Origin of the sequence: Emticicia soli, from assembly GCF_037860775.1 — a bacterium.
Classification (GTDB): domain Bacteria; phylum Bacteroidota; class Bacteroidia; order Cytophagales; family Spirosomataceae; genus Emticicia; species Emticicia soli.
Genome location: NZ_JBBEWC010000002.1, coordinates 121,461 through 138,865 on the forward strand (window position 1 = coordinate 121,461; position 17,405 = coordinate 138,865).

Sequence of the window (17,405 nt, forward strand, 5' to 3'; positions counted from 1 at the left end):
ATTCGATAAGTTTCGGAGTTTTCTTATTAGTCAAAAAAATATCTGCTGTTTTTTGGCAAGGTATTTGATTTATTGATGACAGAGTTTTAGGTCAGGAAAATAAGAAAAATTTTATGGGGAATCATTACGCCGCATACTCTATTAAACGCGTAAATGTAACTTTATACGCCGTCATCTGTGTACTTACTATCTGTTTCACTTCTTGCAAAGATAAACCTAACAAAGAAGTAATAACTCCTGCTGTTGAATCAAAAAAAACAAGCGAATTTGATGCAAGCCTTGCCATCAACTGGAGCCGTTTGCAGTTGCACCTTATACAATCTACACCCGGCTATGCAGCACCTGTTGCAGCCCGTAGTTTGGCATATACAAGTCTGGCACTTTACGAGAGTGTTGTGTATGGGCTTGATGGTTATAAATCTTTAGCAAATCAGCTTAGTGGCTTAAAAGCCTTACCAAAGCCCGACACTACCAAAGAATATAATTGGGGTTTGGCAGCTAATGCAGCTATTTCAACGCTTGTTAAAGAGTTGTATGTAACTACCAACGATAAGAACAAGACCGCTATCGACTCTTTGCGAAGGCTTTCGGAAAGTGCCTTAAAAACCGGTGTAACGGACCAACAGGTGATTGAGCGCTCAATTAATTTTGGTGCTGATATTGCCAAGGCAATTTGGGACTACTCAAAAACCGATGGAGGCAACGAAGGCTGGAATAATAATTTCCCGACCAACTACAAAATTCCTGTAAGCATTGGTTCATGGGAGCCAATTGGTAATCAGAAAATACCATTATTACCTTTATGGGGAAAAAATCGTAATTTTTCGACACTTAACAATTCGGTAGCACCACTTGCACCTATTGCGTTTTCGTTTAAAGAAAACTCAGCTATGTATAATGCGGCCAAAGAACTTGTTAATATAAGCAATACCCTGACGATTGCCCAAAAAACACAGGCTGGTTTCTGGGAAGATGCTACTATTACAGCAGCAGGACATAGTTTTAGCATTGCTAACATTGTGCTGAAAAAAGAAAATGCCAAACTTGATAAAGCTGCTGAGGTATATGTAAAATTAGGATTAGCGCTTAATGATGCCTTTGTTACTTGCTGGAAATCAAAATATAATTATAACCTGATGGCACCTGTTAGTTATATTAAGCAAGCGATTGCTCCAAGATGGACATCGCTCGTGATAACTCAACCTGTGCCGGCTTATACCTCCGAAAACGCAACAAATAGCGGTGCAACCGCTGAAATATTAACAGCTATTTTTGGTGCCAATTATGCTTTTACTGACAATACCTATGAGGGAAAAATGCCCAACCGAACGTTCAAGTCATTTGATGAGTACACCAACGAAGCAACCATTGCACAACTATATGGAGGTACGCAGTATAGAATGGCCAACGAAAACGGACAAAAACATGGCAGAGAAATAGCAAAAAATATATTGAAACTTAAGTTTAAGTAGGTTCAATAACCCGGAGAGTAAAAAAGACTTTTAGTACACGATAGAATCCTTTTTAATTACCTGCCTCACTTTCCTGGCTTGCCGGGGGAGTGAGTTTTTTTATGCCACTTTTGTAAATGTTAAGTACCTCTATGGCACTGTTTTTATATAATAGTTTGAAAAGGTCGCAACTTTTTTTGTTGAATTTTGTTATGTAAATATTAAACAAACAAAGCCTTTTAAAGATAAAGAAATAATTCTCGCAGATTTAGTTTAAGAGTGTTGCTGGCAACCTTTCAGACGACTTTTAAACCTTGAGACTAAATCCCCGAAATTTCACCAGCTTGGAATTTAATTAAATATTCAAAGCGCTAAAATCAGAAAAATAATGAGTTCTAAAAGAGTTGCGGTGTTCAGGAAAGAACATTTTAATGCTGCTCATCGTCTTAACAACCCGAACTGGTCGGACGAGAAAAACGAACGCGTGTATGGAAAATGTAATAACTACAATTTTCATGGGCATAACTACGACCTTGTGGTTCAGGTAATAGGAGAAGTAGATCCTGAATCGGGCTATGTTATGGATATGAAACTGCTAAGTGATTTAATAAAAGTGGAAGTTCTGGACAAGTTTGACCATAAAAATCTAAACCTTGATACGGAAGAATTCAAAGATATTAATCCATCGGCAGAGAATATCGCAATTGTAATTTATGATAAGTTAAGGGCAAAACTGCCAGACCATTTAGACCTTAGAATCAGATTATATGAAACCGAACGAAACTTTGTTGAATACCCTGTTGTTTGAAGACGATACTAAAATTATGCTTACTGATGAAGAAATAGGAGACGACCACTTGAGTACTTCTGTTGATACGCCTATGCGTGCCGATGCTTTTGAACAGAGCGATGACGAGAAAATAGCACAGATTGAGTATTATTTCCGCCAGATTATGGATACATTGGGCATGGATTTAACAGACGATTCATTGAAAGGTACGCCTAAAAGAGTAGCAAAAATGTATGTGAAAGAGATTTTTAGCGGCCTTAATCCTGAAAATAAACCCAAAGTTGCGCTTTTCGATAATAAGTATCAGTATAACGAAATGCTGGTAGAAAAAGACATTTCGTTTTATTCTAATTGTGAGCATCATTTTGTGCCTATTTTTGGTAAGGCACATGTTTCATACATTGCTAATGGCAAAGTAATTGGTTTATCGAAACTGAATAGAATTGTGCAATATTTTGCTAAAAGGCCACAGGTGCAAGAGCGTCTGACAATGCAGATTGCCAAAGAGTTACAAAAAGTATTGGGTACCGAAGATGTAGCCGTGGTGTTAGATGCCAAACATCTTTGTGTAGCATCACGTGGTGTGCAAGACGATACCTCCACAACCATCACGAGTTTCTATGGCGGTAAATTTCAGCAAGAGGCAACTAAGGCTGAGTTTTTGAAATATATCGGATAGTATATTGGATTATAAACATATTTGTACGAAAAAGCCTTTTCCCGTATGAGAAAAGGCTTTTTTATTATACTTCTTCGCTTTGTAATTGCTTTTCGTACAACTCTCGGTAAGCGCCATCTTTCTTTATAAGTTCATCGTGCGTACCTTGTTCAATCACCATGCCTTCGTCTAACATCAGAATTTTATCGGCTAATTTGGCTGAAGAAACACGGTGAGAAATAATAACAGAGGTGCGATTCTGCATGATTCTTTCCAGATTATTCAGAATAATATTTTCGGTATTGGTATCAACCGCCGAAAGGCAATCATCTAGAACCAGAATTTTAGGCTCACGGGCAATAGCACGGGCAATAGATAAGCGTTGTTTTTGCCCGCCCGATAGAGTGATACCTCTTTCACCTAGTTTAGTGTCAAATTTATCTGGGAAATCCATAATGTTTTTATACAAATCAGCATCTTTTACGGCTTGTATTATCTGCTCGTTTGTGAGATTAGGCGACCCGAATTTTGCATTGTTCAGAATCGTATCCGAAAACAAAAATACTTCCTGTGGCACATAACCCATCTGGCTACGTATGTGCTGAATATTAAAGTCTTTTATCGGAACCCCATCAACAAGAATATCGCCCTCGGTTGCATCATACATTCTTACAATAAGGTTGGCAATTGTACTTTTGCCTGAACCCGTAGTTCCCAATATTGCTACCGATTCACCTGCTTTAATAGTTAAATTGAAATCCTTTAAAGCCTGAATACCAGAGTCGGGGTATACAAAGTTTACATTTCTGAACGTAATGGCTCCTTCTATTTCTTTTGTCAGGTTTTTTTCTGAAACAATATCTGTTTTTACCCGCAAAAATTCATTGATACGTTGTTGCGATGCGGCTGCTCTTTGAATCTGGCTCGAGGTCCACCCAAGCGCAGTTAAAGGCCACGTAAGCATAAATACATACATGATAAACTCGGTAATATTGCCAGGAGTAAGCCTGCCTGAAATAATTTCCTGCCCACCAATATACACACATAAAACCGTACTAAGGCCAATTAACAAGGCAATAGTTGGTGTAAAAAGGGCATCAAAACGTGTGAGTGAGAGCGATTTTGCTTTATACACATTACTTTCTTTTTCAAAGCGTTTTACTGAATCTTCTTCACGGGCAAAGGCTTTCAGAACTCTGATACCCGAAAATGCCTCTTGTACAAAAGTAGAAAGATGAGAAAGGCTTCGTTGAATTTCTTCTGAACGCTTGTTGACCGAAGTACTCACAAAAAAGATACTTGCTGATAACAACGGCATTGGTAGTAAAACCCACCACGTGAGGCGGGCATTAACCGAAAACATATAGCTAAGTACCAGCACAACCAATACGGCCATGTTCATCAGATACATAATTGAAGGGCCGATATACATTCTTACTTTACTTACGTCTTCCGAAATCCTGGCCATTAGGTCTCCCGTATTGTTTTTTCTGTAAAAGCTCAACGGAAGTGACTGATAATGCGCATAAATCTCGTTTTTAAGGTCATACTCAATGTGTCGTGACATAACGATGAGTGTCTGCCGAACCGCAAATAAGAAGATGCCTTTCAGAATTGCCATCACCAAAATCAATAGGCCATATATACTGATGCTTGTAGTAAATACATCATACATACTTTTTTGAATATCGGTATTGTCGAACAAGAAATAGACATCGATGGTTTCTTTTACCAAATCGAGCGCATGACGAACCACCTGTGCAGGTATAACACCAAAAAGATTTGAAATAACAGTGAAAATAGTACCTAATATCAGATACCATTTGTATTTAAGCAAAAACTTGTTGAGGTAGGCTAATTGTTTCACAAAGAATATATTCCGTTGGTTTGAGTTATCTCAAGAGACATTTCTTGGGATAACTATAAAAACCTAACAGTATTTTTGTTGAAATTGTTGCATTGATACGCTTTATGATTTTATCTGCCTAATGGTGTATTCTGAGTGATGATAATTTTCGGGCGGTTTTGGTAGCCGTTTGTCGGCAACGACGACGACAAAATGCTAAAAGGTGCAATTGCCTGTGGGAAATTTCTGATTAAGTCAGATAAATTTACATAAATTGTTTCTCCCTCCGAAAATTCTTCGGTGCGTGTATCAATCCAGTTTTTTACTTCTGCTAGCGCATCTAATGAACCATTATAATAAGGCGTGCTACTGCTCGATACAAAGATGATAGCCCTAGTATTGTTTAGGTAAGACGTTTTGCAATATTCAACCATTTTTTGTTTTACTGTAGCAGGGTCTGTAATTCCGGCAAGGTTAACAAGATCCATTTCGTTGATTTCGGTCTCTATTTCTCCACCAAAATTAGAGCGTAGCATATCTCCCTCCCATGTATGCAGCTCATTGAATGTCATGGTTGCCGTATTGGCTTTAAGTATATCGGCGTAAGTACTAATATCAGGAATATCAAAAGTTTTACGGGCAGCACTTAGCTGGTCAGAAACTGAGCCTGCTTCAAAGCAGAACTTTATATTATTATTCTTGGCTTTAACCACATTCTTGCAGTCTACCAAAAACTTCTTCATTTGGTTATAATTGAAATGATACCAGTCTTCAAACAATACCGAGTTGTACATGGCATTTACATTCCATGTATTCATCTGGATAAGGTTATCTACCGGAACCTTAGGAGGTTCAATTTGGTTGTAATCGCTATAATTGGTGCCATAAGCGGCGTTTACATCAGCCAAACTAGTGTAGCGCTCGGTTACTAGCCAGTTTCTGAAACCATTTATGTTGTCTGGCGAATAATCATATTCACAAGGATGAGGGCTCACAAACTCTTGACCTGTCCAACTGTTTTCATAATTGAAGCCTGTTTCAAATTGTGCAGCAGTAGCCACCGAAACCCAGTATAGTTTTTCGCCTAACATCGGATAATAGCGGTCAACTATTTTTTGCACAAAACCTTTCATTTTGGCAGTCGCTGATAAAGATGAAAACGAGCCATGCCCAGAACCATAAGCTACACGTGCCGGATTATTGAACTGGTCTTGAACTATCTCACCGAATAAATTAAAGAGGGCGTTGTCAAAAGTATTATATGGTACTTGTGTAGGGTCAAACTCGTCTCTATCCTGAAAATAATATCGGGTATCATCGTAGTCTACATTGATTCGTAAAGCTACATAGTCATAGACGTTGTTGGCATGTTTAAGTATTTTATCGTACAAAAACCAACATTTGTCTAATTCTGCTGCATCGGCATGATTAAACTGGCTCAAGGTCTTAAAAACCTCGTCGAGCCTTATCGTTACTTCATACATTCTTGCACCTTTATTGGCAAACTCGGTCATTTCTGCAATATTTCTATCGGCCGTATACCTGTTTAGATGTAAGGTTTGATACCCTAATTTAAAGTCTCGGTCTCTACTAGAAACCAAATTACTTTTGCAACCTTTTATTTCGGCAGTAAAAACGCCTGTATTAGATGCATAAAAGCCGGGGTTTAGTAATACACTTCTACCTGAGCTATAAGTTACTCGGGCATTGTTCGAAATCCGGTTGTTGGCTGTAATCTCACCATGACTGCTATTGGTTTCATGCAGGATAGTGCCCGTAGTATAATTATCTTTAGGATTTATAAGAGAGATAGCGCTCTGGCAAAGTGTAACATTTGCCGAACCCGAAATTGTACCAACACCACAATAATTAGAGACCGAACTCAAGGTATAAGTAGTATTTTGAGTAGGGTGCACCTCAATGGTTTCAAAGACATTATTTAGCTTCAATGCTGAATCAACCCCTGCAATATTAACGTTGTATTCTCCTCCACCTTCTAATATTACCGAAAGGTAAGCCGGAGAATTAAAATTATCTAAGACCTGCGAGCCAATTAGTTTGGCACTAGCCGGGCGAGAAACTCTGAAATCTAACTCGGCACTTTCGCCCGTGCAGCCCTGATGCTCAACAAATACTTTATAAACACCCGTTTGTTGTTCTGATGGTGTATAGTCCTGATTTGGGCCTACATATACCACCTGACCGTTTCGGCTGAGCGTAATATTAGCACCCGTAATATTGGTCTGGATTCGGTAGTTTGGTAAATCAGTATAACAAATACCTTGAGGTGATACTGTCCCTTTTAAATTACTTGATATAATTGGTAGAAGCGTGGTGTTAATATCGAGTATTTTATCGGTACGCACGGTGCCTACTATTGTGTTGTCGGTAGTTACTACCCTGGCATAATAGCGTTTGCCTGCCAGGCTGTCGGTAACCATAAACGAGATAGGGCTCGAATTGCCAGTTGCTACTGTAAGCACTTTATTAGTTACTACATCAACCAATTCTACCTTAAATGATGTATTAGTGAAATTGCCCGCAGTACTGAAATTAATATAATTCTGGATACCGGTACACAAAAAAGTATTTGTATTATCTAATACAATACTTTGCGGATTAGCAATTTTGGTAATAAAACCTCTCTGGCGGTTATCGTTAGAATTAGACGCATTACCAAAATTGGTATTTACACTAAACTGCCCGAAGCTGGCTTTGCCAAGATTTGCACCGCTTAGTATAACACCTTTGTTGTTATCAAGCACTAAGCCGTTTACGTAGAGGGCATCATAAACACGAATATTATTGATAGAGCCCAGCAAATCGCCGCTAGGTTTATAAATAGCCACAAACGGATTCCCCGAAGTATTGCTAAATGTAGCAAGGTCTTTTTGTGGTAGTCGGTGTTCGTTAATTAAAAAGCTGGAAACGCTAGCCGAATTATTGAGGTAGCTAGTAAAGTAAATATTATCTTCTTTATCTATTCCCATTGTGTTGCGGCCGCTTCTTATGGTATGGTTGTTTATCTTGAACCACTGCCCGTCGCCGTTTGTGTTGAGTTTTATAAGGGCGGCTGTATTGTTACCATCATAATCTTGTGGCGCAGGCGGAATAGTCAGGTTGGCAAAAGTACCACCGTAAGATGCCCGAAACGATACACCTAAGTAAATGTTATTCTGAGAATCTAGTTTTAAGCTAGGTGCAGCATTGGCGTTTTGGTCTAGCAATATAAACTGAGAGTTGCGTGCCCAGTCCCAATTGTTTGAACCCGTATTATATTTAGCAGTAAAATAATCGCTATCTCCAAAAATAAGCGGGTAAGGTCCAAACGAAATCGCCTCGGCTGTACCTAAGCCAACTGTAGCTGTTGAGCCTGCTACCACAATATTATTATAAGCATCAATTTCAATATTGGTCATGCCCATTGCTCCTGACGGAGAATAGACATTCATTTTTTGATAGTTAATAATACTAAGATTTGTTGGGTTTAGCTCTAGTAAAACCAGCCCTGCAGAATCATATATTTCGTTGCCGTTAGTATATCGAAGCGTATTTGATAAACCCTGGCTCCACGAATATGCCAGCCATAGTTTATTATTGCGGGCTTTTAAAGAGTAGTAACCTTTAGTGCCTAGCCCGAAAGATGCCCTTACATCAAAATTATCGGTAGTAAGCCCGCAGGTTTTAAGTTCAGTAAGGTTACTTAGCACATCCAGGTTGCCATTAATATCAAACTTGGCCATCCAGATAAAACGCCCTTTATATCGGTAGTCATACTCTGCCGGGAAAGTGCCGATTTTATAAAACCGACAATAGCCTAAAATAGTGCCAAGCGAAAAATCTTCTTCATCGGCAATTACCAACGATGCCTCATTTCTCGGATTTGTAGGGCAATTAGGTGCTGCTCTGAACTCTGATACCAGAAAAACTTGCCCATTGTTTATCGCTAAATCACAATATTGGTAATCGCTTATATCGCCTTGTGCATTCCATTTTCTATACCATGCAAGGTTTCCATCTGCACTTATTTTGGCAACAAAGCCCGTTCTTTTATCGGCTGTAGGAGAGTCGTTACAAAAAACATTGTTTCCGTTAATCGTATTAATAACCGAGTTGCCTAATGTCATTTTCTGCGAGAAAAAACCTGCAACAAATAGGTTGTTATCTTCATCAATCTCGGTATCAATAATAGTCGAAGGAAAATTAAAGGTATTGCTCCAGGCTGTATCAGCAAGTGCCCACGACCACGAAGGCTTACAATTGGTAAGCATTAAGCTCTGGGTAGCAGTAGCTGAGCAACCATTCTTTGTAACAGTTACAGTATAAATTCCGTCGTGTGCTGGTCCACCAGATGGAATTAACAGCGTATCTTTTGAAGCCATTGCGGGGCCCGTCCATGCGTATGAGCTTCCGCCTAATCCTCCGTCTTTGGCTATAAGCCGCACTGGGTCGCCAAAACAAGGTTTTTCTGGTATAAGCGTTATAGATGGTACTGGTTTAGTACGAATACTTATATCTGATGCATTGGTATTGCTAATCAGGCTTGGTGTACTGGCAATTACCCTGATTCGGTATTTTGTGCCTTCAATAAAACCTTTTGGAATACTGAAACTTGCACTTGTAGTATTAGCCTCGGCAACTGCCAGATTATAAGGCCATGCAAAAGAGCCGTTGGCATCAGAAAGCTGTACTGTAAAAAAGTGATTAGCGTCTAAAGTTCCGTTTGAAATTGCCCAATTGACAGTGGTAGTAGTATTAGAACAAATAAGCGTAGAGCTTAACTCCTGTAATGTAATAACAGGCGAAGAGGGCACAGTGGTACAGGTACTATCTACTGCTAGAGGGTTTGTAGGTGTACCTGTAACAATCGGGCTTGTGCTTACAACTCTGAGTCGGTAATTTGAACCTACCACAGTAGTAGAAGGAATAACAAACGCAATTTTTTGAAGCGAGCCATTGTAGAATCTTGTTAATTCGACGGGGTTCGTGAAATTTCCTGAAACATCTGATAGCTGAACTTTGAAATAATTGTCGGCATTAAAACTGCCTGTTGTGCTAAAACTGGCTCTTTCAACTTTTCCTCTACAAAGGCTTGCACCACTGAAGGAGATGGAAACAGACTGAGCATTTACTAACTGACAAATAGCGATTAATAAAACTAAAGGGTAAAATTTAAACATGCGTAGGTAATATGTAATTATGAATAAAAATACATATAAATATGGCATTTGGATAGTCTTTTCTATTTAGTGGAGATATTGTTATTAAAGGGTAGCAAATGCTTAATTTTACATAAATGTCGCCTTAGAAAGGTTATATTTATTATTCGTTTTTTTATAAAAATATCTTAAAGTATATACGTAAACTTTTTGTTTTTTCAAGAGCTATCAGCTTTTTACGTATACGTAATTTCAAGTATTTTTTCTAAATTGTGTGCTTATTAGCATATTCAATATATTCACTCCTACACTATTATCGTAACATGAAAAGCGCACTTAATCGTCGTGATTTTATCCGACAAAGTAGTACCGCAGCACTAGGGCTGGCATTGTTTCCGGGTCTGGTACGCAAGGTAGCACCCAGCGATCGCCTTCGGGTAGCACACATTGGCTTGGGCGGAATGGGCAACAACCACATGAACTGGTTTGCTGCTTTGCCCGAAGTAGAGGTTGTAGCCCTATGTGACCTGGACTCAAACCACCTCAACGAAAGTCTTAGTAGCTTACAGAAAAAACAACCTGATACAAAAGCACAAGGTTACGCCGATTTTCGTCATATACTCGACCGCAAAGATATTGATGCTATTACCTGTGCTACGCCCGACCACTGGCATGCGCAAGTGGCAATTATGGCGTTTCAGGCAGGTAAAGATGTATACGGCGAAAAACCACTTTCTTATAATGTAAGAGAGGGGCAGCAGATGCTGAAAGCCATGAACAAATACGACCGTATCTTTCAGCTAGGTACACAGATACATGCAGGTGATAATTACCATAGGGTAGTAGAGCTTATTAAAGCCGGAGCCATTGGTAAAGTACATACCGTAAGACTCTGGAAAACCGGACTCCCTCCGGTATTGGGTCCATCTAATTATCAGAATCCACCTGCTTCGCTCAATTGGGATATGTGGCTTGGGCCTGCGCCATATTCGCCTTACAGCCCTGAGCGTTGCCATTTTACTTACCGTTATTTTCTTGATTATTCGGGCGGCGTTTTTCAGGATTTCTGGAGCCATATTGCCGATGTAGTATGGTGGGCAATAGACCCTAAAAATCTAACAACCATAAAAGCCAAAGGTGAAGCACCAGATGGTGTTGGTGATGCACCTAAATTGATTGATATTGATTACCAGTTTGAAGACCTGAAAATACACTGGACCTCGCAACCACCAAATGTGCCGGGGGCCGACAAGAAAAAAGGTATAGGGGCTTATTTTGAAGGCGATAAAGGTACTTTAATATGTGATTATGGCTCACGTGAGATAACCATTAATGGGGTAACGATGAATGATATTCCGGAGATACCAATTACAATTGCCCGTTCGCCGGGGCATCAGCAAAACTTTGTTACCGCCGTGAAAAACCGTACTTTGCCAGAGTCACATCTTGCGTATGCTCGCCAGATGACCCTACCTATGCATTTAGGTTTAATTTCTTACAGATTAGGAAGAGAATTGCACTGGAATGCCAACAAAGAGAAGTTTAAGCATGATTCAGAAGCCAATGCCTTGCTTTCAAGAGATTACCGGAAAGGATGGGATTTGATTTGATTTTATTTGTAATGTATTGATTATTAGTTGGTTGTGTTGGTAGTCTTAGTGCGCTTTTAGGTTTGTGTAAATTTTTAACAATTTGATATTTATAAAATTTATGGAAATTGATTAATTTGCTATAGTATTACCAACACAATTAAATATATGGCAAAGGATAAGCCCGCAAAAGAAGCGAAAAAGGAAGCCAGCAAATCGTTGAAAGAAAAACGTGCTGCCAAGCAAGACAAACGCAACGCTAAGCGAGACTAATGTCAAATTTTTTGTTTTTCCTTTTTACGTGTAAGAGCATCTTAAAAAGTTTAAGATGCTCTTAATTTTTTGTTTTTTCTTGTTCATCAACATTTAATCATATATGCTACTTCTATCAAAAAAAACATTTGTCAGTTTGTTTTTTCTTCTTATTAGTTTTTCAGTTTTTAGCCAGAGCAAAGACGTACCTTATGTTGTAATGATTTCTTTCGATGGTTTTCGCTACGATTACGTGCAGAAATATGCTCCCAAGCATATCAAAAAGTTTATAAAGAAAGGAGCAGCCGCTACCAGTATGTTGCCGTCGTATCCGAGTAAAACTTTTCCTAATCATTATACCCTGGTTACGGGTTTGTATCCTGCGCATCATGGTTTGGTAGATAATTCTTTTTATGATGCCGACAGAGATGCTTTTTACACCATGCGCCAGAGAGATAAAGTTGAAGACCCTTATTATTATGGTGGTTTACCGATATGGCAATTGGTACAGCAAAACGGCATGAAAGCCGCTTCGTTTTTCTGGGTAGGTTCAGAAGCACCTATACAAGGGGTGTATCCAACTTATTACCACAATTTTAATAATGCAATCCCAAATAAAAACAGAATTCAAGCAGTATTTGACTGGTTGAGTTTGCCCGAGGCAGAGCGTCCACACTTGATAACCGTTTATTTTTCGCAGGTTGATTCTATAGGGCATAAATTTGGCCCGAATGCCCCCGAAACACAAGCCGCTGTAATGGAAGCCGATAACTTGGTTGGTATGCTAATGGCAGGCTTAAAGAAAATAGATTTGCCTGTAAATGTGATTCTGACATCAGACCACGGCATGTACGAAATGAAAAACGAAGCCGATAAATTTCTGTATACAGAAGATGTATTAGTAGGTTTAGATAACAAAGATTTTGTTTTTGTGAACAGTGGTACGCACGCAAATGTGTTTCTGAAAGATAAATTGAAAGAAGAGGAGTTCTTTAAGCGTATAGCAGCTAAAGAAAATCATTTCAAGGTTTATAAACGGGCAGATATACCTAAAAATCTACATTATAATGACCATCCTCGTATTGGTGATTTAACATTGATGGCAGAAACAGGCTATAGTTTTTATTCGAAAGAAAGCCTGACTAAAAAGCCCGAAACCCGTAAGGTATGGGGTGTACATGGCTTTGACCCCTATACTACACCTGAAATGGGCGCTATTTTCTACGCTAGCGGCCCTAATATCAAGAAAGGAAAAACTATTCCTGAGTTTCAGAATATCCATGTTTATCCGTTCATAGCAACGCTCTTGGGAATCTCTGTCCCACAAAACATTGACGGCGATGCTAAAGTGTTGGAGGGGATAATTAGGAAATAATTGTGTGGATTGTCTTGAACTTTGATTTACCTGATTAATTGATTTTAATGACCTTTATCGCTAATTTATAAATGGGAATCAAACTCATTTATAAATTAAATCAGGTAAATCGTTAAATCAGGTAAATCAAAGTTCAAGACTATTTTCATGCAAAAGCCGATTCTCTCAAATGCAATAATTCGGTTGTTCGGGCACGGGTTTCGTGGGCTAATACTTCATCTTTAGCTAACGAATAACCATACGATGGTATGAGCCGTTTTAATTCGTTTTGCCACTTTTCGGTAGCTTCTAAACCCGGGAAACACTTTTTCATCAAATCAAGCATAATAGAAACAGACGTTGAGGCACCTGGCGAAGCACCAAGCAAAGTGGCCAATGAGCCATCTTTGGCATAAACTACTTCTGTACCGAACTCAAGAATACCACCTTCTTTTTCGTCTTTTTTTATAACCTGTACACGCTGCCCTGCATCCATTAATTCCCAATCTTCTTTCTTTGCAGTTGGCATATATTCTAGTAATGCTTCCAGACGGTCTTCTGACGATTGTGTTACTTGTTCTATCAGATACTTAGTGAGCGGAATGTTATGCACCCCTGCCGATATTAAAGGCCATATATTACTCCATTTGATAGACTGTGGTAAATCCATAAAAGAGCCGTGTTTCAGAAACTTGGTAGAAAAACCCGCATAAGGCCCAAAAAGCAAGGCTTTTTTGCCATCAATCATTCGAGTATCCAGATGCGGAACCGACATAGGAGGAGAGCCGACACTGGCTTTGCCATATACTTTTGCGCAGTGTTCTTCAATTAATTCAGGCTTATTACAAACCAGCCATTTACCACTTATCGGAAAACCACCATAGCCTCGTCCTTCAGGTATATCCGATTTTTCGAGTAGTGGCAACGAGCCACCTCCGGCGCCTATAAATATAAATTTTGTAGTATATTTATGCGTTTTGTCGGTATCAAAGTCTTTTATTTCAAGCTCCCAATCACCGTTACTGAGGCGTTTAATATCTTCTACTTCGTGGTGTAGTTTCAGTTCAACGCCATCGGCATTTTCAAGATAAGAAAACATTGATTTTGATAAAGCTCCAAAGTTAACATCAGTGCCAATGTCCATGCAAGTAGCCGCCAGCTTCTGTTCTCTGTCACGTCCTTCCATAATTAGCGGCATCCACTCTGCTATTTTATCATAATCGTCCGAAAATTCCATGTCGCTAAACAGATGGTGCTCTTTCAATGCTTCGTGGCGCTTACGCAGATATTCAACGTTTTTATCACCCCATACAAAACTCATATGCGGAATTCGGCGAATTGCCTGCGAAGGGTCTTTAATAATTCCTTCTTGCACAAGGGTCGACCAGAATTCTTTAGATACCTCAAATGAAGAAGCAATTTTCACGGCTTTGTCAATATTAATACTTCCGTCTTCCATTTCGGGTGTATAATTCAACTCACAAAAAGCCGAGTGCCCTGTTCCGGCATTATTCCATGCTTCTGACGACTCGGCCGTTACCCTGTCCATGCGCTCAAATATCTTTATCTGCCAGGTTGGCTCAAGCTTCTTTAAAAAAGTGCCTAGTGTAGCACTCATAATACCTGCGCCTATCAGAATTACATCACTGGTGTTGTTATTTTCTTTCATTGTAAATTGTTTGTTGTAGGAAAAAGTATCTTTTAATATACCCTGTTGATGGGTAAAATATGCCTTTTTATTGTTTCGTAAATGCCCCAAATAAAGTACTTAACACCTGTACCGCATTATTGATTACCTCTTCGTTCTCAACCGGAATCTTCAAATATACCTTCCCTGATTCATCTTTTTGTGTGATACTCTCAATTAATTCTTTTGTTGCTTCGGGGCTTTTTAGCGTTTTACCTAATTGAGCAAAAAAACTAATGCCATTGTGTAGTAGTTCTTGGGCTGGCGCATTGGTACTTGCTCCGTTGTTAGGTGGCTGGTTGGTTTCTTTTATGTCATCGTCACCCATAAAAGTGGTAGCCCCCTCTGGTGTATCTACCAGTACTTCATTAGGCAGCTCGTATTTGATGCTTTCCTCTTCGGTGTCTTGCTGCTCGGCTACTTCGGTAGTTTCTTCTTGCGGAACAAGATTCTCTACCGACTCCATAAATTGTTTAAACTGGTCTTCGCCTACAAAGATGGTATCTTCGCCTCTATCTAATACGCCTTTGGCCATTGCATCTTTAAATTGCAATACATTAAGCATTCTTTGCTCAATAGTGCCTGTAGAAATAAGGTTGATGATAGAAACATTTTTCTCTTGCCCCAAGCGATAGATACGGGCAATACGCTGCTCTAACACCGCCGGATTCCACGGAATATCCAGATTTATCATCAACGAAGCATTTTGTAAGTTTAAGCCAACACTTCCGGCATCGGTTGAAAGAAACACACGACTTTCGGGGTTATTCTGAAAATTTTCGAGCAAGTCTTTTCTTTTCACACTTTCTACACCACCGTACAGGTATTCAAACTTTATCTGTCTTTGTTCCAGTTCTTTCGCTACCAGTCGAGTCATCCGTTCCCACTGGCTGAATATAACTACTTTCTCGTCAGAGGTCTCAAAGACTTCATCCAATATATTCATTACTTCATCAATCTTGGTATCGTGCCTTGTTTTCTGGTCTAAAACATAAGTGCTGTCGCACACCATGCGCATCTGGCTTAGGGTAAGTACCAAACGTTTACGGTCGGTCTCGTTCAAAAAGCCAAATCGCCTCCATTTGTTTACTATCTTAGCTACATTATCGCCTAATTCGTTATGAATCTTCGTCTGTGGGGCTGTCATAGGCACAAACAGATTTTTATCCATTCTTTTAGGCAATTCCGAAAGAACCTCTTTTTTGGTTCTACGAATCAGCACGTCTTTTAGTTGTTCGGCTATTTTATTCAGGTTTTTATAGCCTATTATCTGCCCTGTTGCGTCAGTTATCTGGTGTTCATTCAGGAATCGGTACATTGGCCCCAGACGATACACGTCAATAAACTGCATGATAGAGTAAAGTTCTTCCAGTTTATTTTCGAGTGGAGTACCCGTAAGTACAATTGAGTAGGGCGTTACAATTCGCTTAATTTGCTGAGAAACCTTGGTTTTCCAGTTTTTTATACGTTGGGCTTCATCTAAAATAACCAGATCGGGCTCCATTCTGTTGAGCCAGTCTAAATCGTGAGTCATGGTATGATAACTCACAATTACATAATAAGCGTCGGTTCGCCAATATCTGTCTTTGCGTTTTTGCAGGCTTCCTTCAATTACATATACGCTACTATCGGTAAACTTTTCTATTTCTGCTTGCCATTGGTATTTGAGCGAGGTAGGGCACACAATCAAAACCCTATTAATACCTAGTTCTCTTTTATACAACTCGGCCGTGGCTATGGCTTGTAAGGTTTTGCCAAGACCCATTTCGTCGGCTATCAGGCTTTTTCCGGCTAAGGCTGCAAAAAACACGCCTTTCTGCTGATAAGGGAAAAGCTGTACTTTCAATAAATCATCAAAATATTTATCGTTTTCGCCATCGGGCATTATACGCCATAAATAATCTCTGCGGCGAATTTTCTCACGTTCGGCTATCACAAAATCGAGTGCATCAGTATAGCACCTGAACGAATTGCTCAGGGCAGCCGCTTTTTCAAGAAACAGCTCAAAAACGCCAAAAGATGCTTCTTTTAGTGTGTAATCGGCATCGAAATAGGTTTTGGCGAGTTCTTCAAATTCTTCTTTTTTATTGGAGCCAATGCGTATTTTTATCTCTCGTCCTTGGCGGTAATCTACATATACAGAAGTATAATGCGGATGAAACTCCTCTTTCATGGCTTTTTTGAAGCCTTTTAGTTGACCAAGATGATGCATTACTGCACTGATGTGCTTGCAAACGCCTAGCCGATTGGTCTTGAAATCGAAACATTCGCAGAAATTCTGGCTATCGTCACCACTTCTGATAGCCACTTTATAAGTATTGTTGGTTTGCGTATTTGTTACCTGAAAATCGGAGAAAAACTCTTGTGTGCCAATATTCAGAATCTTGAATTCATGCTCGTTGTCTGCCCCGAATTGCTTGCGCAGAGCTACTTGCCATTGGTCAAGGCTGAAATTTTCAGGCTTACGATAATAAGATATTTTCTTTGGAGTTTCTACCTTGGTTTTGCTGGTAGCCTTGCCTTTGGTTGGTTTCTTAATTGCCATTTCGAATTGGGGAAAATACCTAAATTGCCTTCGAAGTTACAATTTTTTCATGATTCGAAAATTTTGAAGAAGCA

9 protein-coding genes are annotated in these 17,405 nt (G+C 39.4%); 5 read left to right on the forward strand and 4 right to left on the reverse strand.

Translation table 11 applies throughout. From position 1 onward, the window contains the following. Positions 1-113: 113 nt before the first annotated feature. From WAE64_RS03295 to folE, 3 genes are all read left to right on the forward strand, one after another. Entirely contained in the window at positions 114-1,472 is a 1,359-nt protein-coding gene (locus WAE64_RS03295; protein ID WP_340234560.1) for a vanadium-dependent haloperoxidase, read from the forward strand. 367 nt (positions 1,473-1,839) lie between these two features. Continuing rightward, the gene (locus WAE64_RS03300) at positions 1,840-2,259 is read left to right on the forward strand and encodes a 6-pyruvoyl trahydropterin synthase family protein (protein ID WP_340234562.1); all 420 of its coding nucleotides are present in this window, start codon (positions 1,840-1,842) and stop codon (positions 2,257-2,259) included. Further along, positions 2,219-2,920 carry a GTP cyclohydrolase I FolE gene (folE, locus tag WAE64_RS03305; protein WP_340234564.1) on the forward strand — a complete coding sequence of 234 codons (702 nt, stop codon included), beginning with the start codon at positions 2,219-2,221 and terminating at the stop codon, positions 2,918-2,920. The genes WAE64_RS03300 and folE overlap by 41 nt, the downstream gene beginning before the upstream one ends. 64 nt (positions 2,921-2,984) lie before the next feature. Here the strand turns inward: folE and WAE64_RS03310 are convergent, their stop codons facing one another. Then, the gene (locus tag WAE64_RS03310) at positions 2,985-4,766 is read right to left on the reverse strand and encodes an ABC transporter ATP-binding protein (protein WP_340234566.1); all 1,782 of its coding nucleotides are present in this window, start codon (positions 4,764-4,766) and stop codon (positions 2,985-2,987) included. A 110-nt stretch (positions 4,767-4,876) separates the two neighbouring features. Then, complete coding sequence (locus WAE64_RS03315; protein ID WP_340234568.1) at positions 4,877-9,925, reverse strand: 3-coathanger stack domain-containing protein; 5,049 nt, start codon at positions 9,923-9,925, stop codon at positions 4,877-4,879. Between the two features lie 302 nt (positions 9,926-10,227). On the opposite strand from WAE64_RS03315, the gene WAE64_RS03320 reads away from it, so the two are divergent. Then, positions 10,228-11,514, forward strand: a complete 1,287-nt coding sequence (locus WAE64_RS03320) for a Gfo/Idh/MocA family protein (protein ID WP_340234570.1) — start codon at positions 10,228-10,230, stop codon at positions 11,512-11,514. 355 nt (positions 11,515-11,869) lie between these two features. After that, positions 11,870-13,120, forward strand: a complete 1,251-nt coding sequence (locus tag WAE64_RS03325; protein WP_340234572.1) for an alkaline phosphatase family protein — start codon at positions 11,870-11,872, stop codon at positions 13,118-13,120. 145 nt (positions 13,121-13,265) lie between these two features. Here WAE64_RS03325 and WAE64_RS03330 read toward each other — a convergent pair whose 3' ends face one another. Further along, positions 13,266-14,807, reverse strand: coding sequence for a malate:quinone oxidoreductase (locus WAE64_RS03330; protein ID WP_340234684.1), 1,542 nt, complete (start codon positions 14,805-14,807; stop codon positions 13,266-13,268). Positions 14,808-14,835: 28 nt separating this feature from the next. After that, entirely contained in the window at positions 14,836-17,331 is a 2,496-nt protein-coding gene (locus WAE64_RS03335) for a DEAD/DEAH box helicase (RefSeq protein WP_340234574.1), read from the reverse strand. Positions 17,332-17,405: the final 74 nt, after the last annotated feature.